Consider the following 21558-nt stretch of genomic DNA (forward strand, 5'->3'; position numbering starts at 1 on the left):
CACGATGAAAAAGTATCAGCGTCTGGCACAACAGCTTCTTGAACAGATGAATTTAGGCGTCTGGCAACCCGGTGATCGTTTGCCATCACTGCGCGAGCAGGTAGTGAGCAGCGGGATGAGTTTTATGACCGTCAGCCACGCCTATCAGATGCTGGAGAGTCAGGGACGCATCGTCGCGCGGCCGCAGTCGGGCTACTATGTGGCGCCGCAAACCGTCAGCAAACAACCCACACCCCCGGCGCGGGTGATGAGCGACGAGTCGGTAGACATCAATACCTGTATTTTTGAGGTGCTTCAGGCCAGTCGCGAAGCCTCAGTGCTTCCTTTCGCCTCGGCTTTTCCCGACCCACGTTTGTTTCCGCTGCGCCAGTTGAATCGTTCGCTGGCGCAGGTCAGCAAAACCGCCAGCGCGATGAGCGTGATTGAAAACCTGCCGCCGGGAAATAGTGAGCTGCGCCATGCCATCGCGCGTCGCTACGCATTACAAGGCATTCCGGTGTCGCCTGATGAGATTGTGATCACTGCCGGGGCGCTGGAGGCGTTGAATCTCAGCCTGCAGGCGGTGACGGAACCTGGCGACTGGGTGATCGTTGAAAACCCCTGTTTTTACGGTGCGCTTCAGGCGCTGGAGCGTCTGCGGCTGAAGGCGCTGGCGGTGGCAAGCGACGTAAAAGAAGGTATCGATCTGGAGGCGCTGGCACAGGCGCTGGCGACTTATCCGGTCAAAGCCTGCTGGCTGATGACCAACAGTCAGAACCCGCTCGGTTTTACCCTGAGCGCGGCCAAAAAAGCCCGGCTGGTGGCGCTGCTGGCGGCGCATAATGTGGTGTTGATCGAAGATGATGTCTACAGCGAACTCTATTATGGCCGCGAGAAACCGCTTCCCGCAAAAGCCTGGGATCGTGATGACATGACGCTGCACTGTTCTTCATTTTCCAAATGCCTGGTGCCGGGGTTTCGCATTGGCTGGGTGGCGGCGGGAAAACACGCCCGGCGTATTCAGCAACTGCAACTGATGAGCACGCTGTCCAGCAGTTCGCCAATGCAGCTGGCGCTGGTTGATTATTTATCGACACGACGCTACGACGCCCACCTGCGGCGGCTGCGTCGCCAGTTGGCCGAGCGCAAACAGATGGCGTGGCAGGCGATGCTGCGTTACCTGCCGCCGGAGGTAAAAATTCATCACAACGACAGCGGCTATTTTCTGTGGCTGGAGCTGCCCGCGCACCTGGACGCCGGAGAGCTTCGTGAGCGAGCGCTGGCGCACCATATCAGCATCGCGCCGGGTAAAATGTTTTCAACCTCCGGCGCCTGGCGGCCTTTTTTTCGCTTCAATACCTCATGGGGATGGGGTGAAAAAGAGGACAACGCAGTGCAGACTCTCGGCGTACTCATCCGTCAGATGATGGTGTAACGTCCTCCGTTGCACTGCGGATGTGCATCACTGTTCAGTTATGTGGCGGCGTTAACACTCTGCGCGCGTCACACCTTCCGGTTGCCATCTATCCTTTTATCAATGTCGACGTGTCGTTAACACCTGGCACGCTTGCTGCATTTTTGATGTACAGGACCCGATCACTTTGAACAGGACAACACTATGCAACATCATTTATTGATTAATGGCGAACTGGTGGCCGGTGAAGGCGAAAAACAGGCGGTGTATAACCCGGCGACGGGCGAGGTGATCCTGAAGATCGCCGAAGCGTCTGCCGCGCAGGTGGATGCGGCGGTGAATGCGGCAGACGCGGCCTTTGTCCAGTGGGGGCAATCTACACCCAAAGCCCGTGCGGAATGCCTGTTAAGGCTGGCGGAGGTCATTGAGCAGCACGCTGACAGCCTTGCTCGTCTGGAGTCACAAAACTGTGGCAAGCCACTGCATGCCGTGATTAGCGATGAAATCCCGGCGGTGGTGGATGTGTTTCGTTTCTTCGCCGGCGCGGCTCGCTGCCTGAACGGTCTGGCCGCCGGGGAATACCTTGAAGGGCACACCTCGATGATCCGCCGCGATCCAGTAGGCGTCGTGGCCTCTATTGCGCCGTGGAATTATCCGCTGATGATGGCAGCCTGGAAGCTGGCTCCGGCACTGGCAGCGGGCAATTGCGTGGTGATTAAACCGTCTGAAATCACGCCGCTTACCGCACTGGCGCTGGCGGAACTGGCAAAAGATATCTTCCCGGCGGGGGTGATTAACGTCCTCTTCGGGCGCGGTAAAACGGTAGGCGATCCGCTGACCGGGCATAAAAAAGTGCGGATGGTGTCGCTGACCGGCTCTATTGCGACCGGCCAGCATATCATCAGCCATACCGCATCGTCGGTAAAACGGACGCATATGGAGCTGGGCGGCAAAGCCCCGGTGATTGTGTTTGACGATGCCGATCTGGATGCGGTCGTGGAAGGCGTGCGCACGTTTGGTTTTTATAACGCCGGGCAGGATTGCACCGCCGCCTGTCGCCTTTATGCGCATGAAGCCATTTATGACAAGCTGGTGGAAAAACTTGGCGCGGCGGTTGCCAGCCTGAAAATGGGCGCACCGGAGGAGGAAACCACCGAGCTGGGGCCGCTCAGTTCCCAGGCCCAGCTCGACCGGGTCAGTGCCGCGGTTGAAAAGGCCAAAGCGCTCGATCATATCCAGGTTGTCACCGGTGGCAGCAAAGCTGGCGGAAAAGGGTACTATTTCCAGCCCACGCTGCTGGCAGGGGCGCGACAGGAAGATGACATCGTTCAGCATGAGGTCTTTGGGCCGGTGGTCAGCGTCACGGCATTTGACGATGAAGATCAGGTCCTGTCGTGGGCGAATAATTCACAGTATGGCCTGGCCTCTTCCGTCTGGACTCGCGACGTTGGACGGGCGCACCGGATGAGCGCCCGCCTGCAATATGGCTGTACCTGGGTGAATACGCATTTCATGCTGGTTAGCGAAATGCCCCACGGCGGACAGAAACTATCTGGCTACGGTAAAGACATGTCGCTGTATGGCCTTGAAGATTATACCGTGGTCCGCCACGTTATGATTAAACACTAATTTTCATCCGCTTACGGGGCCTGAACGGTTCCCGTAAGCGCAACGAAACTTCACCGCTTTTCGACTTCTGAGCCATACTTTCATTACGTCAGGTCATTTTTACAGGCTTAATGGATGCGCAAAGATAGCTCGATAATTCACAGTAATGCCCCCCAGCCAGTGCATGAGAATGACGTCTGGCTGCGCTTTGAAGCGGGCTGCCGCCGGTGGGGTTTTCTGCTGCTGGTGCTGATTATAGTGGCGGGCGTATGCGGCCTTTTCTCCAGCGGGATTTTCAGTGAAACCACGGCCACCAGCCCGGATAATCGCGTTTCGGTGGAGTATGAACGCTTCGGCAGGCAAACCAGCGACATCTCCATCAAAGTGATCGTCCGCGGCGAACCGGGGCGGGGTTTTACTCTGGCTCTGGATGGCGATTTGATGGAACGTTATGAGATCCGCACGCTGCAACCCCAGCCGCTGCATACGTTGAGCCAGAACAATAGTCTGATCCTTGAATATCCGGGGAAAGGTGGCCCGGCTGAGCACAGTGTCTGGATTGGATTAGAGCCGCTTAATCCAGGCAACCGGCATAATAAAATCACCCTTAATAACACTGAAACCGTGACTTTCTCACAATTTATTTATCCGTAGGAACAGAATATGGACATGATAGTCAGAGCGGTAGCGATTTACTTGGTATTGCTTGTGGTATTTAAAATTGCTGGCAGGCGCACGTTATTACAGATGACCTCATTTGATTTGATCTTACTGCTTATCATCAGTGAGGCCACGCAGCAAGCGCTGCTGGGTAACGATTTTTCCATCACCGGCGCGGCCTTAACCATCATCACGTTAGTGGTAGTGGATATGATTTTTAGCATGATCAAAAAGTATATTTCGGGTGCTGAATCGATGATTGACGGCTCACCGGTCATTTTGGTGGAGAATGGGGAATTATTGCAGAAGAAAATGCAACTGGCTGATATTTCCTGTGACGATATTATGGCCTCAGCGCGAAATAATCAGGGAGTCTATAAAATATCCGATATTAAATTCGCGATCCTTGAGCGCAATGGTCATATTTCCATTATTACTAAAGAGTCATAGGGCAGAATGATGAACGCCCGGCGGTTGCCGGGCGTTGCGTCACTGAAGTGACAAAATCTTCAGAGGAACCATCCAAAACGCAATGAAAGCAGGCTGAAAAGGCCGAGCGCTGCAAAAACATTAATCATCACCACTGTTTTGTCCGAAACTTCCATAGTGTTATAACCCTCAAAAGTTTGACCAAATGGTAGCTTGCGCACAGAAAAATCGGGTCGAAAACCCAATACTTTTGTTTGCGCAGATTTGATTTTAGTTTGGGTTTAGGAATTTGTGCCAGAAAAACTTGATGTAGGTCAAAAAAAAGAGCATATTCGCGGCATTTTTCTCCAGGGAGGAGACATTGGTTATGACGTTTTATCAAAAAATGCTGATTTTTTATGTGGTCATGGCCGCGATCTGCGCCGTGATCACCTGGTTCCTGACGAAAGATAAACCCAGCATCCGCCTGGTGGCGGCGCTGCTGGTTGGCGCGACCTGGCCCTTTAGTTTTCCCATGGCGCTGCTGTTGTCTATTTTCTGACCTTCGCGGTGCGCCCGGCACAAATGGCCGGGTAATGATTAAGGTAACAATGCCCGTAGCCGCTCCCGGTCCGCTGGCGTGACGTCGAGCGGATTCTGGTAGCGCTGATTTTCACTGGCGCGGGTATACAGCGCCACCAGCCAGTCGTAGACGTAGCGGGTGGCGGCATGCACGGGCTGCTCTGCCAGGCGATCAAGACGGGTCATGGCGATGGCCTCGGTGGGAGCAAAAATCACGCTGCCCTGGGCTATCCTGCTTGCCGGACGCTGCGCCAGCGGCATATCGGCATAGCCGAGCCAGGCGATGAAATTGCCCACCACCGCCTGTAATTGCGCCGCGCGGGCATGGTCATTTTGCATCGCAGCGTGTAGCTGGGCTGGCAGATCCAGACGGTAGCTGGTCGTAATCAGGCAGTCCGTCAACTGCTGTAAGATAGCCGGTGTCAGTGCCAGTCTCTGTGCATTCTCGTTTCGGCGGCTCCACTGGAGCAGGTGTTTCACCCATATGGCATGCGCCCGATGGCCGATATTCTCTCCCCGATCGTACAGGCTGGTCGCAACGTTATCCGGGGCGAAGAGATCGATAGCCTCATTAAAAAGGCCGTTGACCTTCTCTTCGCGGGGGAGTTGCACGTGCCAGATCTCTTCAAACAGTGCCACATCCGGCAGCAGTCCTGCCAGCATTTCTCCCTGTACGGATGCGTGACGTTGTAACGTTTTAATCATGTCGGCGATGCTGGCGTTGGCGGTATCCTCCGACGTCACCCGCCAGGGCTGCATTAGCGCCTGAAGCTGCTGCTGATAACGTGCGCTAAGCGCCTCAAGGCGAGCATGACGCAGCGCGGGCGAAGTTGCCTGCGATAACCACTCCACAAGACGCTGAACGCTGCTGGCATCCAGTGCCTGCAGCGTGCCCCAGCGCTGACCGGGCTTACCGAGTAATTGCTGAATACCCTCATCAAGGTTACGCTTGCGGGTAAATCTCTCATCCTGGGGGGTAATCGCCCATACCAGCCCTGGCAGGGAGGCTTCTTCCCCTGATTGCGTTTCATCCACCCACTGACGCAACGTTTTCGCCATCGCCGGCGTCCGGGCGCGTTCGTCGATGGCATTGCAGATCACCAGCACGTCCGGCTGAAGATGCTGACGATAGCGATCCAGCAGCCAGCGACACTTGCTCAGCCACAGCGGGGGCGCATTCTGCGGTGCGGGAGCAGGAATATCAATGATATCGACCTGCGCCAGCGCGCCGTTTTCCAGCGGCAGGATCAGTTCGCAGGTCAGCATCGCCAGGGTGGAACCCGGCAGGCTGATAGCTTTGTGCTGTGGGTCTTCTGACCACGGATGAACGACCACGTCGTCTTCTGCGTCGCTTTCTGCGGTTAAAAATCCCTCGGCCGGCAGCGCAAACTGATCTACCAGCAAACTCAGCGGCGCAGCCAGCTCGCGGGCATTGCCAGTCTGATGAAGAACATGCGCCAGCGCCAGCCACTGTTGGGTCAGCTCCTGCTGTTCGCCCCACAGTAACGACCAGGCGCTTGCACGGGTACTGAGGTCCAGCGAAGGCAGCAGGTCGGCAAACTGAGACCAGAGATTATCATCGATCTGCTGCCGGGAAGCTGGCACCACACCGCGCCAGAAACGGGCAATGGACGCCACGTCGCTGGCATCCAGTCCTGGCACAGTTTGCGTCTGACGCAACGCTCGCCAGGCATGAAGCCGGGCCTCGATAACCGACCGCTCGACCACGCGTAAATCTGCCTGTGACTGCGCATGGACAATAAATAACTGCACCAGCTCGGATTCCGATATCAGCACCAGCCGCAGCGGGAAGGCTTCATCCGGCGTGGCGTGGCGATGGCTGAAACGCAGGGCCATCCGCGTCAACTGATGACCGGGGTTAATATGGCTAAAATAGTCGAGCGCCTTCGCGCCGGGTCGGACCGTCAGGCGTCCGCTGTCGTTACCGCACAGCGCCGTAAGCAGGTGCGCTTTTGCCGCCTGCGAATGTCCGTACAGCGCCACGCTTGCCCCCGTACTTTGCGCCTGCGCCCACCTTCGCGACTGATCGATCAATCCGGCGACGGCGGCCTGCAATGCATCGGCGTCAGTATCAAGCGCCGCCGATCGCTGGCGGGCGGAGTCGATCCACTCACTCACTGCCTGTAATTGATTCATTTTAAATAGATGCTCCCGCTGTCGATCCAGTAATGGCTGCCACTATGACGCCGGTCGGCCAGGGTGTTCAGCTTGAGGGTTAGCGCATCGGCCGCCACCGGCGTGCCGTCCTGCAACCAGGCATCGCTGAGAATAAATGCTTCCGGCCCCTGGGTTTTACTGCCACCGGTTAATTGCAGGCGTACATTCAGTACCCCGTCGCCCGCAATGGCTTTCGCCAGTTCAGGAGAGTTAATGCTCAGGGTATAGAGCGGCGTGGCGGGCCAGCGGGTATTGGCCAACTGGCGAAAGCCCAGCGTCACGTTGCCGCGCAGCGGGAAGTGCAGGCGAGCGTCAAGCTTGCTGCCGCCTTTATCCAAATCGATATCGTGATACCAGACGTTTTCGTCACGCAGCGTATTGACGGTATTATCCAGGACGCCGAGATAGCGCACCGTGGAATAAGCGCCGATATCCGCGGCCTTAAAGTTAAAACGCGGCAGACGCAGGTCAAGCGCGAGGCTGCACAGCATGGCGCCCACCGCCGCCGTGGATTTGGGATTACCAATGCGTCCCTGCTGGCTAAACGGATACCATTCGTGGACCCGGTATTGATCCAGCCAGACCATACGGTTTACTGGTACCGGCTGAAGATGGCGGATCAGCGCCTGTACGCCGGGCAGACAGCCGGGGCGTCCGGTAATTAACAGCACGTCGCAAACATAATGTGAAATGGCTTCACAGACGGCATGCAGTGGAGCGGCCAGGGTAAATTCGCCCGCCAGCATCGCCCGCTGCAGTTCGCCGAAATTGACCGCCAGCGGGACCGCCAGAATGTCGAATGCCGTTTCCCCCGCAGGCAACGCATGTTCAATGGCCTGAGTGAGATAGTTCATCACATTGCGCCCCGGCGGCTGGTCAAGCAGTTCGCCAAAGGTGGCGTGTAACCCTGCCAGCGGATCGTTGATATCGCTCTGTTCCCAGGCGGAGAGGATCGCGTGCCCGATGGGCATAAACAGTTGCAGTGTGGTTTGCTGACGCAGTACCGCCTGAGTGTCGATGCGTCCGGAATCGCCAAACAGCGTCGCCATCAGCGCCGCGGCATCAGCAATTCCTGACTTTTGCAGCTGGGTTTGCAGCGCCGGGAGAATATAACGCTGAATGATATCCAGCAGCACATCGTCACCCGCGACTTTAAAGCCCTCGCGGAACAGCAAATGCGGGGTGATCTTAACGTTGCTGCCCGTGCCATCATCAAGTTGATAATGGGTGATTGCCATATCCGTGGTGCCACCGCCAATATCAATCGACGCCACTCTCAGCGTGCGATCTGCCTGCGTTGCCCGGTCGGGGCGGATGCGGGAGGCAAAAAAGGCTTCCGTTTGCCCGCCAAAATGCGACATCGCTTCGTTATACAGCCACACCAGTTGTCCGCAGCTGGCTTCATCCCATTCCATCTGGATCTCTGGTACCGGAATCAGACTTTTATCACGCTGTTTCTGACTATAAAAATCGTCATCCTGCGGATGCCAGCCCATCGCTTTCCACACCAGCGCAATGGCTTCGAACATCCGGCGACGAAAAATTTCCCGCTCCTGCTTAGGCATTGCTGACGGCAGCGTAAGAATGATCGTCCGCAACTGGCGGGGCGATGCGGGAAAGCCCAGCCGCAAGCGCGTGGCGACGCTGTTGATTTGCCCCAGCGCCTGCGCCAGTAGCTCGCAGAGCATGTGCGTCATCAACGTGCTGCGGCTGTAGAGCGGCGAAAAAACCGGCAGACGCTCGTCCTGCGGCAGGGTAAACAGCGGCTGGCCGTCGTCGTTCATCAGGTTCATCAACGGGAAGGCGGTAGCCAGCGGTTCACGATGCGTTTTCGCATTCATCTGGCTGAAACGCCAGTCCTGAAGCACCGGGGTTTCATCCCACAGATAGCGGCGTGGACTGGAAATACCGCTATTGCCTTCCGTGCCGAGCCGCTGCATCGCCAGTTTACGCGCCTCGTCGCCAACGCGAACAATCGACGGCCAGACAAATGCATCTTCACGACCGCTCTGCACCGAAAAATGTTGCTTGCCAAAACGGGCCTCGGAAAACTCGAGACGGCTGGTAAATAACGAATCGTTAAAAAACTGCGGCTCGCTCAGGGAACGGACCTGTAATTCTGCCGTCTGGCGCAGACCGTCGTTCGCATCGCCATGATCTTCAATAATTACGCCGCAGGTATGGGTGTTTCCCACGTCGAGGATCAAATCGACCGGGATCGCGGGCGTGCTGAGGGTGGCGGTGACCAGCCTGACTTCCGGCACGCTGAGCTGCTCGCCCAGCAGCGCGAGTAAATTGAGCCAGTGTCCCTGATACTCAAAGCTTCTCAGCGCCTGAGCAATTTCGGTCTCGCTACGTTTTTCCTGCTGCGTAACGTATTGCGTGAAGACTTCACGCAGCCAGCCGTCGATCCAGGTCTGGTCAAGAAAATCGGCCAGTTCGTCATCCTGCCACGCCAGCGCAAAACGGGTGCCATTAAGGAGATCGTTTTCAACCGGGGCGAGAGCCGCAGGCGAGCGATCGCTAATCTGCGTATCCAGCGCCAGCGTAAGGCGATGAGTGTTGCCTGCGCTGTCCGGTTCGCGGAGTTTGCGGATCTGCATCCGCCCCCAGTTATCCGGCCCTTCCACAAAGGTGCGCGGCGGATTAAACCGCAAAAAAGGTAGCGGCAGCCAGACGCCATCCAGCAGGGCAAGAGAGTGGGTCAGCGGCAGGGTGCTTTCGGGTTTTACCACCTCGGGCTGCATGCCGTCGCGTCCGGCAAGCGTATAGCGTCCACTCGCCAGATCGTAACCGAGACGCAGTAGCGGACCATTGGCGGTTTTACGCACAAAGCGACCGCTATGAGGCGCATCCAGCGGCGTCAGACCAAAATCAAGAAACTGCACGCCACTGTTGGCTATTAACGTGACGCTCTGTTTGTAATCGCAGAGATTTACCAGCATGGGATCAGGCACCTATTTTTCGAAACGTCACAGGAACGGCGTGCGCGGCATCGTAGCGGGCAACGCATTCCGCCACATCATTGATACCCGCTTTACAGGTGATCTCCGGCATCGGGTAGCGGGAACCATCGTTACAGCGGGCGTTGTTGCGGCTTTTAATCATCAGTTCGCCGCTTTGATGCAGACCGGAAAAGATCTCCGCACGGCAGACAATATTTTTCCCCTGGGTCAGTCGCGCCGTGCCTTTATTATTCTGGATTTGAAAGCGTAAGCCGGGGGCTTTACCGGTCACCGGGTCCTGAATGGCGATCTGTACCTGCCAGTTACCGTTCAAGAAACGGGTCATACCGGCCCTGACCTGGCTGGCGTCCATGACCAGTGCTTCTTTCGGAATGGCCGCAATGACGACCGGCTTGCTGGCCACCACTTCCGGCTGCGCGGGTTTAACCACCTCAGCCTGATGAAGCGGCAGGGCAGCGATGATTTTTGGCAACGGTGTGCCGGATTGCGCGACCGGCGCAGCACTCTGCGGCGCAGGGCGGGACATCAGCAACGGCGCAGCGACAACGGCAATCAGCACCGCCACCAGGGTCGCTATCCACAGCGGGACACGGCGGCGCGGCTTGACGCGTGCGGGCGGCGGGGTGATTTCTGGCTTCGCGGCAGGCAGCACAATGGCAGGCCGCGGCTCTGCGGGCATGGGCGGCGGCAGTAAAGGTTCGTCCGCCTGCGTAAACGTCACCATGACTGGCGCGTCTTCTTCATCTTCTTCTTCAACAGGCAGCGAGAGTAGGGTGGGTTCGATAGGCGCGGGCTGGCGCAGACAATCAAGCACATCGTCGCGGGCGTTTTCGTTAAGATTGACGAATCCCCAGAACGTGATCACCGGTTTGCCATCCACCAGGAAAAGGTGATTTTCACCCGGAAACTGGAGCGCTTTTTCCAGCAGGGAGCCGAAGAGCTGCTGGGCGGTTTTACCCGATTGCAGACATTTGCGGCTGAGCGCGGTCGCAGCATCCAGCGTCGTTTCAAGATAGCGCAGGGCGCGGGAGCGGGTTTCCGCGTCCGCAGCCTGCCAGGCAACTGGCTGGCCTTCGACGGGTGAGTACCAGTTCACACGGTCGCCGTCATCATTAACTTGCGGGATCGCCAGACAATCCACCATTGCCAGCTGTTTACGCAGGCGCAGCGTCTCGCGAATTTGCAGCGCCGAATCAAAAACGGCCTGGCCACCGCCACCCACCGCCTGAAAATCGTCTAAGTCACCGCTGCGTAAAAGAGTTTTTGCCACGTTTTCATCTCACTGACTTTTTCACCGCTCTACTTTACGCAAAGCATCCGCAGATAAACGGTGGAAGAGAGGCAAAAACTGGGTAATTCTCGTGGCATTGACGACGGGTAAGGCGTCTGGTTCACCCTCTGCACGATTTCATCGCGTCCGATGCTTATTATTCCAGCAAAAAACGTTGCTTAAGCATAACCTGATAGTGATTTGTTATTTGCCAGTTGCAGATCGCTATGCTGTTATTAAGCTCCATATAATAAAACCGAAAGGCTTATAACCATGTCGATGGGAAAAACCCTGCTCGCGCTGACGTTGAGCACCTTATTACCGGCAAGTGCCGCCTGGGCGGCGAATAACGATACGCTGATCTACTGTTCCGAAGCGTCTCCGGAATCCTTCAACCCGCAGATTGCCAGCTCCGGCCCGACGTTTGTTGCCAGCTCGCAGGTGTTGTATAACCGCCTGATTAATTTCGATCGCGAGAAAAACACCCCCATTCCGTCACTGGCAACGGAATGGACCATCTCACCTGACGGTAAAACCTATACCTTCACTCTGCGTCAGGGCGTCAAATTCAACAGCAATAAATTCTTTAAGCCGACGCGCGATTTTAACGCGGATGATGTCATTTTCTCCGTGATGCGTCAGAAAGACCCTAAGCATCCTTACCATAATGTGTCGCAGGGCAATTACGAATATTTCAACGATGTCGGGCTGGATAAGCTGATTACCGACGTGAAGAAAATCGACGATTATCACGTACAGTTCACCCTCAGCGAACCTAACGCCGCCTTCCTGGCCGACTGGGGAATGGATTTCGCGTCGATCCTGTCTGCGGAATACGCCGACGCGATGCTGAAAAAAGGCACGCCGGAAAACGTCGATACCTGGCCTGTCGGCACCGGACCTTATGTCCTGCAACAGTACAAAGTCGATTCGCTGATCCGTTATATTGCCAACCCGAATTACTGGGACGGTGAGGTGCCAACCAAACACCTGATCTTCTCGATTACCCCTAACGTCGAAACGCGCCTGGCGAAGCTGCAAACCAACGAGTGCCAGATTATCCCTGCGCCGTCGCCGGTTCAGTTTGAGGCGATCAAAAAGAACAAAGATCTGACGCTGCACTCCGTCGATGCCCTGAACGTGGGGTATCTGGCGTTTAATACCGGGAAAAAACCGTTTGATAATGTGCTGGTGCGTCAGGCGCTGAACTACGCCACCGACAAAGAAGCGATTATCAATGCCGTGTTTATGGGATCCGGTACGGTAGCAAAATCGCCGATCCCGCCGAATATGATGGGCTTTAATAAAGACCTTAAAGATTACGGCTATGATGTGCAGAAAGCCAAAGATCTGCTGAAACAGGCCGGGCTGGAGAAGGGCTTTGAAGCGACTCTGTGGTCAATGCCGGTTCAGCGTCCGTATAACCCGAACTCGCGCCGTATCGCCGAGATGATCCAGAGTGACTGGGCGAAAGTTGGCGTAAAAGCCAAAATCGTCTCCTATGAGTGGGGGGAATATCTCTCCGGGATGCGTAAAGGCGAGCACGATACCGCGCTGTTCGGCTGGATGTCCGATAACGGCGATCCGGATAACTTCGCCGACGTGCTGCTGGGCTGCAACAGCATCAAAACCGGCTCCAACGCCGCGCGCTGGTGCGATAAAGGCTATAACGATCTCGTGCAAAAAGCGCGTCTGACCAGCGTTCCGGAAGAGCGGGCAAAACTCTACGCTCAGGCGCAGGAGATTTATTATCAACAGGCACCGTGGATCGCGCTGGCCAACGGCAAAACATTCTATGCCACCCGCAGCAATGTAACCGGATATAGTGTTAGCCTGATGGGCAGTGATTTCTCGAAAGCTAAACTGAACTAATACGAAGGAGAGTGTATGTCGCACCTGGATGAGGTTCGCGCCCGTGTTGACGCCGCGCTTGTGGAAGACGTAATCACCCACATGAATGAGCTGCTGGTGGAACTCAGCGACGATGCGGTGCTGGCGCGCGAAGAGCGCTATGCCCAGCAGCAGCGCTTACGTAATGCCATCGCCCATCACGGGCATCAGCATAAGGAAGACCGGGAAGCGCGCCGCGAGCATTTGACTAAGGGCGGCACGATTTTGTAGTGGGTTCAGAACTGGCGTCTGGCTACTAACCAGACGCCAACCACCAGCAGTACCGCACCACAAACCGGACCCGCCAGCTCCCGCCACGTCACGCCGTGACTTCTGATGACATCCAGTACCAGCCCGCCAATTAACTGACTGGCGACCAGCACGGCGATAGTGGTGGCCGCGCCGACGTACTGATAGCCGCTGATGCTGGCAAAAACAAAAAACGATCCCAGCAGGCCGGGGATAAACGTCCACCAGCGCACGTTCGCCGCCAGTTCACTGAAGCCGGCGAAGCCGTGTTTGATCAGCAGAATGCTGACAAACAGCACGATGCCGACCAGCGAGTTAAGCAGCATGGCGATCAGTACCGTGGACGAGGACTGGGTGATCCGCACCATCAGCGTGTTTTGCACCACCAGCCCGATGCCCGCCGCCACCAGAAAGGTGAGAGTCAGCGTCTGGTTCATGCGACGCCGTCCGGATCGCTGCGCTGGTCCAGTTGTAGTTGCATAAAAGTCAGATCCAGCCAGCGGCCAAATTTGGTGCCGACCTGCGGCATCTGCCCGGTAGTGACGAAACCGAGTTTGCTGTGCAGGTGCAGCGATGCCTGATTTTGCGATTCAATACCTGCCACCATCACATGTTTGCCGATACGCTGCGCCTCGACGATTAGCTGTGCCAACAGCTCGCGGCCCAGCCCTTTGCCCTGATGATCGGGATGGACATACACCGAATGTTCGACGGTATGGCGGAAACCATCAAACGCGCGCCAGTCGCCAAACGAGGCATAGCCGGTAATCACGCCATCTTCTTCACTCACCAGCACCGGGTAGCCCGCCAGCTTGCGTGCCTCAAACCAGGCGATACGGTTATCCACCTCTACCGTTTTGTCATTCCAGATGGCGGCGGTGTGCAGCACCGCGTGGTTGTAAATTTCAGCAATGGCCGCGCAGTCGTCCTGACAGGCGTAACGAAGAGACATTTTGCACCTCAATTGTTGTACACTATAGTAGTACGATATTATTACAATACTGTACGCTGGGTTGTCATTCTTTTTTACTATTGCACCGTGGAGCGCCATGAATACCTCCGAAGACACGATTAATCAGCGTATCAGCGCCCGCATTCGTATCGAGCGCGAATCGCGTAGCTGGTCGCTCAGCGATTTGGCCGAGCGGGCGGGCGTGTCGCGGGCGATGATCCACAAAATCGAGCGCGGAGAAAGTAGCCCCACGGCGACGTTACTCGGGCGGTTGTCCGGCGCGTTTGGCATTAGTATGTCAACGCTCATCGCCAGGGCAGAGATGCAGGAAGGCAAACTGTTACGGGTGGAGAATCAGCCTGTATGGCACGATCCGCAAACCGGCTATTTGCGCCGCCATGTTTCTCCCCGCAGCGATCTCCCCATCGATCTGGTGCAAATTGAACTGCCTGCCGGGAGCGACGTCCCGATGCCCGCCTCATCTTATGCGCTGGCGCGTCAGTTAATCTGGCTACAGCAGGGAGAACTGGTGTTTGTTGAAGGGGATACCCGCCACGACATGCGCGCGGGAGACTGCCTTGAACTGGGGCCGCCTAACGACTGCCGGTTTATCAATGAATCGACAATGCCCTGCGTTTATCTGGTGGTGCGCTTAAACCCTTCTGCCGCGTAAAGTAAAGCGACGCTCCCGTTCACGGTCTAGTATCAAGGGATGCATTTAACCAGAAGGAGCGAACCATGAGTCAACAACCGCAACGTAACCGCCGCTGGGTTCTCGCCTCGCGCCCGCATGGCGCGCCGGTCGCCGAAAACTTTCGCCTTGAAGAAGATCAGGTTCCCACGCCCGGAGAAGGGCAACTGCTGCTGCGCACCGTTTACCTTTCTCTCGATCCCTATATGCGCGGGCGTATGAGCGATCAGCCCTCCTATTCCCCGCCGGTGGAGATTGGCGCGGTGATGGTGGGCGCCACCGTCAGCCGGGTTGAACAATCCAGCCATCCTGATTTTTCAGAAGGAGACTGGGTGCTCGGCTACAGCGGCTGGCAGAAATATGAAATTTCTACAGGGGAAGGGTTAGTTAAACTCGACGACAGTATTCCCCAACGCTCCTGGGCACTAGGCGTGCTGGGAATGCCGGGTTTCACCGCTTATATGGGGCTGCTGGATATCGGTCGTCCGAAAGAGGGTGAAACGCTGGTAGTGGCTGCCGCGACCGGGCCGGTGGGCGCGACGGTAGGGCAGATCGGCAAGCTGAAGGGCTGTCGGGTCATTGGCGTGGCAGGCGGTAGCGAGAAGTGTCGTCATGCCAAAGAGATACTTGGTTTTGACGAGTGTCTCGATCACCGTGCGGAAGATTTCGCCGATCAACTCGCCGCCGCCTGTCCTGACGGTATTGATATTTATTATGAAAACGTCGGCGGCAAGGTTTTTGATGCGGTGCTGCCGCTGTTCAACACCTCCGCTCGCGTGCCGGTCTGCGGTCTGGTGAGCGGTTATAACGCCACCGATCTGCCGGAAGGGCCGGATCGGCTGTCGTTACTGATGGGGACGATCCTCAAAAAACGTATGCGGGTGCAGGGTTTTATCATCGCTCAGGATTATGCTCACCGTATTGACGAATTCCAGCAGCAAATGGGTGAATGGGTGAAAGCGGAAAAAATTCACTACCGCGAAGAGATCACCGAAGGGCTGGAAAATGCGCCGCAAACCTTTATTGGTATGCTGGAGGGTAAAAACTTCGGCAAAGTGGTGATTCAGGTTTCTGCCGAAAGCTAATCGACGCTTACGCCGTGCAACGTTGCACGGCGTAGTGTGATCCGGCTCCCGTTCTACGGCCATGATGGCGTTTTTGCCCCTGTGAGGCTGAACAAACCCCTTTCCCTGCCGATAACAAAACACGCTATCGATTTGTCACTTGTTATCCAGGGAGCACGGGATGTCCGGTTTTCGCCAACGATTACGCAATATCACGATCAGTAAAAAACTCGCCATGGGATTCGGCGTGGTGCTCTTGCTGGTGGCTATCGCTACCACGCTAAGCGTGCTGCGCTTTCGCGAAATACGCGATGTCTATGAAAAAACCAATCTGATTTACAATATTAATATTGAAGTGTTTCAGGCCAAAATTAACCGCCTGAAATACTTCTACAGTAGCGATGAAAAATCAGGTCAGGTAATGGCGGATTACGTCGATCATGCGCTGCAACTCACCGCCACGGCACAACAGCTTGAGTGGACACCTGCAGAAAAAGCCGTCATCGACACAATGGGCGGCCATCTTGACGCGTTTAAAACCAGCGTTGCGGCAATGCAGAAATCGACGGCCAATCTGCTGGCCCTGAGGGGCGCGCTGGATCAGGCGGGCACGGAAGATCTTCAGCCTCGTTATGCCGCGCTTATTCGTACGCCGCTTGAGGATACTGCGCTTAGCTATCAACTTTATGATGTGTTGTTTGCGCTAGGCAACCTGCGCGACCGGGCGCTGGCCCTGCGTTTTAGCGCCAGTCAGGAGGCGCGTGACGCGCTGGAAAAACAGTCTGCGGCGACGCAAAGCGCGCTTGAGAGCCTGAAGCCGCAACTGCCTGAGGCGGCGCAAACACAGCTTCAGTCGCTGTGGGAGGAAAGTACCAGCTACCGCGACAACAGTTTGTACTATTACGAGGCTGTGCAGGATCTTAAAGCCACAGAAGATAACGTTAAAACGGCGGGCGACCGTTCCAGTGCCTCAATTAAAGAAATTATCGCACTGGTGAAAGCGCATAACGACAGCCTTGCCAATACCTCAGCGACCATCACCGCATTAGTGGGGCTGATTGCTATTCTGCTGGGGATTGCGGTCTCCTGGTGGGTAACACGACAAATCACCCGCCCGGTTCGCGAGAATCTCCATCTGGCAGAGCGCATTGCCAGCGGCGATTTAAGCGCCAATATTCAGGCCCGCAGTCAGGATGAGTTCGGTAAACTCACCTCCGCGATGGGCGTGATGAACAGCAAACTGCGTTCAATGATTGGTGAAGTACGCCACAGCGTCACCCGCGTTACCAGCGCCGCGTCGGAAATCGCCGATGGTAATACCGATCTCTCATCGCGTACCGAGCAGCAGGCCGCCGCGGTAGTGCAGACCGCCGCCAGTATGGAGCAGCTTACCGCCACGGTAAAAAACAACGCCGATAACGCCCGCCACGCCAGCAAACTGGCGGCGGAAGCCTCGCAGACTGCCAGTCAGGGTGGCAACGTGATGCGCGATATGGTGGCAACGATGGGTGATATTAATACCAGTTCGCGCAAAATCGCCGATATTACTGCCGTCATTAACAGCATCGCATTTCAGACCAATATTCTGGCGCTTAACGCGGCGGTGGAAGCGGCCCGGGCCGGCGAGCAGGGGCGCGGATTTGCGGTGGTCGCCAGCGAAGTGCGCAGCCTTTCACAGCGCAGTTCGCAGGCGGCAAAAGATATCGAACATCTTATCGCTGAGTCAGTGTCGCGCATTGATACCGGCAGTCATCTGGTGGTCAAAGCCGGGCAAACGATGGAGCAGGTGGTGCATTCTGTGACCCGGGTGAACGATATCATGGGCGAGATTTCCTCGGCCTCAGAAGAGCAGAGCCGGGGTATCGAGCAGATCGCCCGCGCGGTATCGGAACTGGATAGCACCACCCAGCAAAATGCCTCGCTGGTGAGTGCCTCGTCGCTGGCGGCGGGATCGCTGGAAGAGCAGGCCAGGGTGCTGGAAGAACTGGTTGCCGCATTCCGTCTGGATGACAGCGTTCGCGTTCAGCGCTCGGCACGTCAGCCGGTATTAGCGGCTGGCGGAGTAGCGGAAGGACACTGGACAACATTCTGAGCAAACGCCCGGCGACCTATGCCGCCGGGCGAAATAACCGATCAGAACTGCCAGGCAACGGATAACCCGACACCGTAATTGCGGCCCGGTGCTGGTTCATAGTAGCGACCGTTGGATTCATTCACGATCACCGATCCCACATACTCGCGATCGAATAAATTATCCACCCGGCCAAAAATATCCATCATCCAGTGACCGTAATTAAATTTATAGCCGGTGTTCAGGCCCACTACCGTCCATGACGGCGCTTTCGCCGTATTCTCATCATCCGCCATAATATCGCTCATATAGCGAATATCACTTCCGGCGTACCAGCCCGTTTCCGGCTCATATCCCAGCGAGGCAAAGCCCATATTCCGCGCGATGCCCGGAATACGGTTGCCATTACAGCTATCTGTGCCACAGGCATTGGTGCGATAGGTAGCATCAAGCCAGGTCCATGATGCTTTAGCGCGCCAGTTTTCAGCAAACTGCTGATCGAGGGAGAGTTCAGCCCCCTGACGGCGAGTTTTGCCCACGTTTTTGTAACTGGTGCGTCCGCCGCTGCTGGCATCCGCCACGATCTCATCATCGGTATCGGTCTGGAATAGCGCAGCGGTGACAAGGCCATTGCCGACGCGGGTTTTACTGCCGATTTCCACGGTGTCATTGGTGGAGGGCTTAAGGTTGAAATTCAGCCCGCTTTGATTATCGGAACGGTAAGATAGCTCGTTGATGGTCGGCGTTTCAAAACCGCGTCCGGCGGAGAGGTACACATTCCACGCGTCAGTGACGGCATATTTTAGCGATCCTGCCGGTAACCATTTATGGTAGCTGGCGTCGCCGCTGTCATCGCCGTTGGCGGCGGTAATGTAGTGATCGTTGGAGTCAAACCACACGGAGCTATAACGCACGCCCGCGTCCAGCGACAATTTCTCGGTCAGCTGCCAGCTGCTTTGCAGGTAAGGATCGAGGTTCCACATCAGGTTGCGTTCATCACGACGCAACGCGCCTTTCTGTCCATACTCCGGTGCGCCGTTGACCATCACAAAGTTCTCATAACCTTTGCGGTTCTCACTCATGTTTTCGTAATCAAGGCCGGTGGTGAAGGTCACAGGAACCAGCCATTCGCCGCGATGGGTCCAGCGGGTATCGATGCCCTGATAGTTGCGGTTGAGGCTGATGACGCCCCCGGCATGGTTCGGATTGAGCTGCGGGGCGCGCGGAATGGACTGATACTGTGTGGTTTCACGCTCGCCCGCATACATCATGACGCTGAGATCGTCATCGGCGCTAAGCTGGCGCTCATAGCGTAATCCGGCCTGGGTTTGTTTCGTGTCCTTACGGGTATTGTACTGATCGCCGCGCGGCGACTGGCGCGGATTATCATGCCATTCCGCGCTGCTCAGACCGCCAGGATCGTTAGCCTTAATATCGACGCTGTTCAGCAGCAGAGTTAGCTTACTCACCTCATCAATACGCACGCCCAGTTTGGCATTGGCGAGATTTTTACGCGCCCCGCTGTGATCGCGATAGCCGTGGGTGGCAAAACGGCTGGTGGAAACGGTGTAATCCACATCGCCTGCCTGGGTGCCATCGCCGGTCGCTCCGGTCGCTTTCAGGCCGTAGCGCCAGCTACCGAAACTTCCGTAATAGCTGCTGGCTTCAATGGTGGCAGGCTGTTCGCCGGTCTGGGTAGTGACGTTCATCACGCCACCGGAGGAGTTGCCGTACAACGCCGAGAAGGGGCCGCGAAGGACGTCCACGCTCTCAACGCTGTTAATATCAATATTGGACGTTTGTCCCTGACCGTCCGGCATGGTAGCGGGAATACCGTCCACATACAGCCGCAGGCCGCGCACGCCATAAGTGGAGCGCGAACCAAAACCGCGTATCGACAATTGCAGATCCTGCGCGTAGTTCTGCCGGTTCTGCACCTGCAAGCCCGGTACCGCCCCCAGCGATTCGGAAAGGTTCACCCGTGGCGCAGCGTGACGCATCTCCTCGCCATTGACCACGCTTACGGCGGCAGGGGTGTCCAGTTCGGACACGGCGTGGGGAGCCGCGGTGACAATCAGGGTCTGATCGTCTGCGGCGAAGGACAGGGTGGGCAGGGCCATAACGGGTAATAACAGCACCGGAAATGCGGTCTGACGGGCGATCGGGATTTTCATTAAAAAGACTCTTACAGGCGAACATAAGTGAACAAACGCCGTTATGTTAAAGCTTTTGTAAATAATTGAAAATCAAAACGGCACGTTACGTTAAATGCAAGTATAGGAAGTAAATCCGTTTTTGCCGGGAAGGTAAAATTTAATGCTCCACATTCTATTAAATAATGATTATTATTCGCATCTAAAATAAGGGCGGAACGATGAGTTTGCCCGTGGAAGCCTGTGAAGCAGTATTAACATTGCTTATCAAAGGGAGTCGTTATGTCTTTACGTCAACTGTCCGCACCGCGTTTGCGCCATTCCATTCTGTTTGCCTCTCTGCTGCTGGCGGGGTCGTTTACTGTTCACGCTGCCGATGAGATGCTGCGCAAGGCAGTCGGTAAGGGTGCGTATGAAATGGCCATCAGCCCGCAGGAAAATGCGCTATGGGTTGCCACGTCACAAAGCCGCAAAACGGATAAAGGCGGCGTGATCTACCGCCTCGATCCGACCACGCTTGAAATCACGCAGGCCATTCATAGCGATCTCAAACCCTTCGGCGCGGCGATCGACAATCAAACCGGCACGCTATGGTTTGGCAATACCACCAATGGCGCGGTTACGGCGGTCGATGCCAAAACCGGCGAGGTAAAAGGCCGGCTGGTACTGGATGCGCGTAAACGCTCCGAAACCGTGCGTCCGCTGCAGCCGCGTGAGCTGACCGTTGATGAAACCACTAATACCGTTTACATCACCGGGCTGGGTAAAGAGAGCGTCGTCTGGGTGGTGGATGGAAAAACGCTGAAGCTGAAAACCACCATCACCAATACCGGCGCAATGGGCACGGGTCTGGCGCTGGATGCCGGGGCGAAACGCCTTTACGTCACCAACGCGGACGGCGAGCTGATTACCATTGATACCGCCAGCAATAAGATCCTGTCGCGTAAAAAGCTGCTGGACGATGGCAAGGATCATATGTTCCTCAATATCAGTCTGGATATGAAGGGACATCGCGCGTTTATTACCGATTCAAAACAGCCGCAGGTGCTGGTGGTGGATAGTCGTGACGGTAAGGTGATTGAAAAAATCGACGCACCAGAATCGCTGGCGGTGTTGTTCAACCCGGCGCGTGATGAAGCGTATGTGACCCACCGTAAGGCGGGTAAAGTCAGCGTCGTGGATGCGAAGAGCTATAAAGTGGTGAAGGCCTTCGACACGCCGACCTTCCCGAACAGCCTGGCGCTGTCCGCCGATGGCCAGACGCTGTACGTAACCGTGAAACAGGAATCCACCCGTGAGAAAGAAGCGACCCAGCCGGATGATGTGATCCGTATTGCGCTGTAAACGTCAGCGCCATAAACGTCAGCGCCGCCACCCGGCATTATACGGTATGGCCTCAGCGCCGTATCCCGGATGCCCGGTG

General features: G+C 56.2%; 18 protein-coding genes. 11 read left to right on the top strand and 7 right to left on the bottom strand.

The window, feature by feature from the left end; translation table 11 throughout:
* Positions 1-4: 4 nt before the first annotated feature.
* From ACMGGS_RS17255 to ACMGGS_RS17270, 4 genes are all read left to right on the top strand, one after another.
* Positions 5-1414: a PLP-dependent aminotransferase family protein gene (locus ACMGGS_RS17255; protein WP_414163641.1), complete on the top strand. Its 1410-nt coding sequence runs from the start codon at positions 5-7 to the stop codon at positions 1412-1414.
* A gap of 183 nt (positions 1415-1597) precedes the next feature.
* The gene (gene patD, locus ACMGGS_RS17260; protein WP_414163642.1) at positions 1598-3022 is read left to right on the top strand and encodes an aminobutyraldehyde dehydrogenase; all 1425 of its coding nucleotides are present in this window, start codon (positions 1598-1600) and stop codon (positions 3020-3022) included.
* A gap of 114 nt (positions 3023-3136) precedes the next feature.
* Complete coding sequence (locus tag ACMGGS_RS17265; RefSeq protein WP_414163643.1) at positions 3137-3655, top strand: hypothetical protein; 519 nt, start codon at positions 3137-3139, stop codon at positions 3653-3655.
* A gap of 9 nt (positions 3656-3664) precedes the next feature.
* Entirely contained in the window at positions 3665-4111 is a 447-nt protein-coding gene (locus tag ACMGGS_RS17270; protein WP_414163644.1) for a DUF421 domain-containing protein, read from the top strand.
* Positions 4112-4170: 59 nt separating this feature from the next.
* Here the strand turns inward: ACMGGS_RS17270 and yncL are convergent, their stop codons facing one another.
* The gene (yncL, locus tag ACMGGS_RS17275; RefSeq protein ID WP_072094343.1) at positions 4171-4266 is read right to left on the bottom strand and encodes a stress response membrane protein YncL; all 96 of its coding nucleotides are present in this window, start codon (positions 4264-4266) and stop codon (positions 4171-4173) included.
* A 191-nt stretch (positions 4267-4457) separates the two neighbouring features.
* On the opposite strand from yncL, the gene ACMGGS_RS17280 reads away from it, so the two are divergent.
* Positions 4458-4631 carry a GhoT/OrtT family toxin gene (locus ACMGGS_RS17280; protein ID WP_414163645.1) on the top strand — a complete coding sequence of 58 codons (174 nt, stop codon included), beginning with the start codon at positions 4458-4460 and terminating at the stop codon, positions 4629-4631.
* A 38-nt stretch (positions 4632-4669) separates the two neighbouring features.
* Here the strand turns inward: ACMGGS_RS17280 and ACMGGS_RS17285 are convergent, their stop codons facing one another.
* From ACMGGS_RS17285 to ACMGGS_RS17295, 3 genes are read right to left on the bottom strand one after another with little or no spacing between them, the layout of a single operon-like run.
* Entirely contained in the window at positions 4670-6808 is a 2139-nt protein-coding gene (locus ACMGGS_RS17285) for a virulence factor SrfC family protein (RefSeq protein WP_414163646.1), read from the bottom strand.
* A complete protein-coding gene (locus ACMGGS_RS17290) occupies positions 6805-9774 on the bottom strand; it encodes a virulence factor SrfB (protein ID WP_414163647.1) in 2970 nt (989 codons plus the stop codon). The genes ACMGGS_RS17285 and ACMGGS_RS17290 overlap by 4 nt, the downstream gene beginning before the upstream one ends.
* Positions 9775-9778: 4 nt before the next feature.
* Entirely contained in the window at positions 9779-11065 is a 1287-nt protein-coding gene (locus ACMGGS_RS17295; protein ID WP_414163648.1) for an SrfA family protein, read from the bottom strand.
* Between the two features lie 273 nt (positions 11066-11338).
* On the opposite strand from ACMGGS_RS17295, the gene ACMGGS_RS17300 reads away from it, so the two are divergent.
* Together ACMGGS_RS17300 and ACMGGS_RS17305 are read left to right on the top strand one after the other, a co-directional pair.
* The gene (locus ACMGGS_RS17300; protein WP_414163649.1) at positions 11339-12937 is read left to right on the top strand and encodes an ABC transporter substrate-binding protein; all 1599 of its coding nucleotides are present in this window, start codon (positions 11339-11341) and stop codon (positions 12935-12937) included.
* Between the two features lie 15 nt (positions 12938-12952).
* The gene (locus tag ACMGGS_RS17305; protein WP_414163650.1) at positions 12953-13186 is read left to right on the top strand and encodes a DUF2526 family protein; all 234 of its coding nucleotides are present in this window, start codon (positions 12953-12955) and stop codon (positions 13184-13186) included.
* A 5-nt stretch (positions 13187-13191) separates the two neighbouring features.
* Here ACMGGS_RS17305 and ACMGGS_RS17310 read toward each other — a convergent pair whose 3' ends face one another.
* Both ACMGGS_RS17310 and ACMGGS_RS17315 read right to left on the bottom strand, forming a co-directional pair.
* A complete protein-coding gene (locus tag ACMGGS_RS17310; protein WP_414163651.1) occupies positions 13192-13641 on the bottom strand; it encodes a DMT family transporter in 450 nt (149 codons plus the stop codon).
* On the bottom strand, positions 13638-14156 hold the full coding sequence (locus tag ACMGGS_RS17315) for an N-acetyltransferase family protein (RefSeq protein WP_414163652.1): 519 nt from the start codon (positions 14154-14156) through the stop codon (positions 13638-13640). The genes ACMGGS_RS17310 and ACMGGS_RS17315 overlap by 4 nt, the downstream gene beginning before the upstream one ends.
* A 97-nt stretch (positions 14157-14253) precedes the next feature.
* Between ACMGGS_RS17315 and ACMGGS_RS17320 the strand changes: the two genes are divergently transcribed.
* The 3 genes from ACMGGS_RS17320 to ACMGGS_RS17330 all read left to right on the top strand — a co-directional run bounded on the left by ACMGGS_RS17320 (position 14254) and on the right by ACMGGS_RS17330 (position 18003).
* Positions 14254-14829, top strand: a complete 576-nt coding sequence (locus tag ACMGGS_RS17320) for a helix-turn-helix domain-containing protein (protein ID WP_414163653.1) — start codon at positions 14254-14256, stop codon at positions 14827-14829.
* Between the two features lie 65 nt (positions 14830-14894).
* Positions 14895-15932, top strand: coding sequence for an NADP-dependent oxidoreductase (locus tag ACMGGS_RS17325; protein ID WP_414163654.1), 1038 nt, complete (start codon positions 14895-14897; stop codon positions 15930-15932).
* Between the two features lie 160 nt (positions 15933-16092).
* Positions 16093-18003, top strand: a complete 1911-nt coding sequence (locus ACMGGS_RS17330) for a methyl-accepting chemotaxis protein (protein WP_414163655.1) — start codon at positions 16093-16095, stop codon at positions 18001-18003.
* Between the two features lie 41 nt (positions 18004-18044).
* Here the strand turns inward: ACMGGS_RS17330 and pqqU are convergent, their stop codons facing one another.
* Entirely contained in the window at positions 18045-20156 is a 2112-nt protein-coding gene (pqqU, locus tag ACMGGS_RS17335; RefSeq protein WP_414163656.1) for a TonB-dependent receptor PqqU, read from the bottom strand.
* A gap of 261 nt (positions 20157-20417) precedes the next feature.
* Between pqqU and ACMGGS_RS17340 the strand changes: the two genes are divergently transcribed.
* Positions 20418-21479, top strand: coding sequence for a YncE family protein (locus ACMGGS_RS17340; RefSeq protein ID WP_414163657.1), 1062 nt, complete (start codon positions 20418-20420; stop codon positions 21477-21479).
* Positions 21480-21558 lie beyond the last annotated feature (79 nt).

Origin of the sequence: Superficieibacter sp. BNK-5, assembly GCF_047456055.1 — a bacterium.
Classification (GTDB): Bacteria; Pseudomonadota; Gammaproteobacteria; order Enterobacterales; family Enterobacteriaceae; genus Superficieibacter.

What these genes read in the sequence shown, in the direction of transcription:
- ACMGGS_RS17285 (WP_414163646.1), bottom strand. Translation starts at nt 6,808, where the DNA reads ATGAATCAATTACAGGCAGTGAGTGAGTGGATCGACTCCGCCCGCCAG.
- ACMGGS_RS17255 (WP_414163641.1), top strand. Translation starts at nt 5, where the DNA reads ATGAAAAAGTATCAGCGTCTGGCACAACAGCTTCTTGAACAGATGAAT.
- yncL (WP_072094343.1), bottom strand. Translation starts at nt 4,266, where the DNA reads ATGGAAGTTTCGGACAAAACAGTGGTGATGATTAATGTTTTTGCAGCG.
- pqqU (WP_414163656.1), bottom strand. Translation starts at nt 20,156, where the DNA reads ATGAAAATCCCGATCGCCCGTCAGACCGCATTTCCGGTGCTGTTATTA.
- ACMGGS_RS17310 (WP_414163651.1), bottom strand. Translation starts at nt 13,641, where the DNA reads ATGAACCAGACGCTGACTCTCACCTTTCTGGTGGCGGCGGGCATCGGG.
- ACMGGS_RS17280 (WP_414163645.1), top strand. Translation starts at nt 4,458, where the DNA reads ATGACGTTTTATCAAAAAATGCTGATTTTTTATGTGGTCATGGCCGCG.
- ACMGGS_RS17325 (WP_414163654.1), top strand. Translation starts at nt 14,895, where the DNA reads ATGAGTCAACAACCGCAACGTAACCGCCGCTGGGTTCTCGCCTCGCGC.
- ACMGGS_RS17305 (WP_414163650.1), top strand. Translation starts at nt 12,953, where the DNA reads ATGTCGCACCTGGATGAGGTTCGCGCCCGTGTTGACGCCGCGCTTGTG.
- ACMGGS_RS17315 (WP_414163652.1), bottom strand. Translation starts at nt 14,156, where the DNA reads ATGTCTCTTCGTTACGCCTGTCAGGACGACTGCGCGGCCATTGCTGAA.
- ACMGGS_RS17300 (WP_414163649.1), top strand. Translation starts at nt 11,339, where the DNA reads ATGTCGATGGGAAAAACCCTGCTCGCGCTGACGTTGAGCACCTTATTA.
- ACMGGS_RS17290 (WP_414163647.1), bottom strand. Translation starts at nt 9,774, where the DNA reads ATGCTGGTAAATCTCTGCGATTACAAACAGAGCGTCACGTTAATAGCC.
- patD (WP_414163642.1), top strand. Translation starts at nt 1,598, where the DNA reads ATGCAACATCATTTATTGATTAATGGCGAACTGGTGGCCGGTGAAGGC.
- ACMGGS_RS17320 (WP_414163653.1), top strand. Translation starts at nt 14,254, where the DNA reads ATGAATACCTCCGAAGACACGATTAATCAGCGTATCAGCGCCCGCATT.
- ACMGGS_RS17340 (WP_414163657.1), top strand. Translation starts at nt 20,418, where the DNA reads ATGTCTTTACGTCAACTGTCCGCACCGCGTTTGCGCCATTCCATTCTG.
- ACMGGS_RS17265 (WP_414163643.1), top strand. Translation starts at nt 3,137, where the DNA reads ATGCGCAAAGATAGCTCGATAATTCACAGTAATGCCCCCCAGCCAGTG.
- ACMGGS_RS17270 (WP_414163644.1), top strand. Translation starts at nt 3,665, where the DNA reads ATGGACATGATAGTCAGAGCGGTAGCGATTTACTTGGTATTGCTTGTG.
- ACMGGS_RS17330 (WP_414163655.1), top strand. Translation starts at nt 16,093, where the DNA reads ATGTCCGGTTTTCGCCAACGATTACGCAATATCACGATCAGTAAAAAA.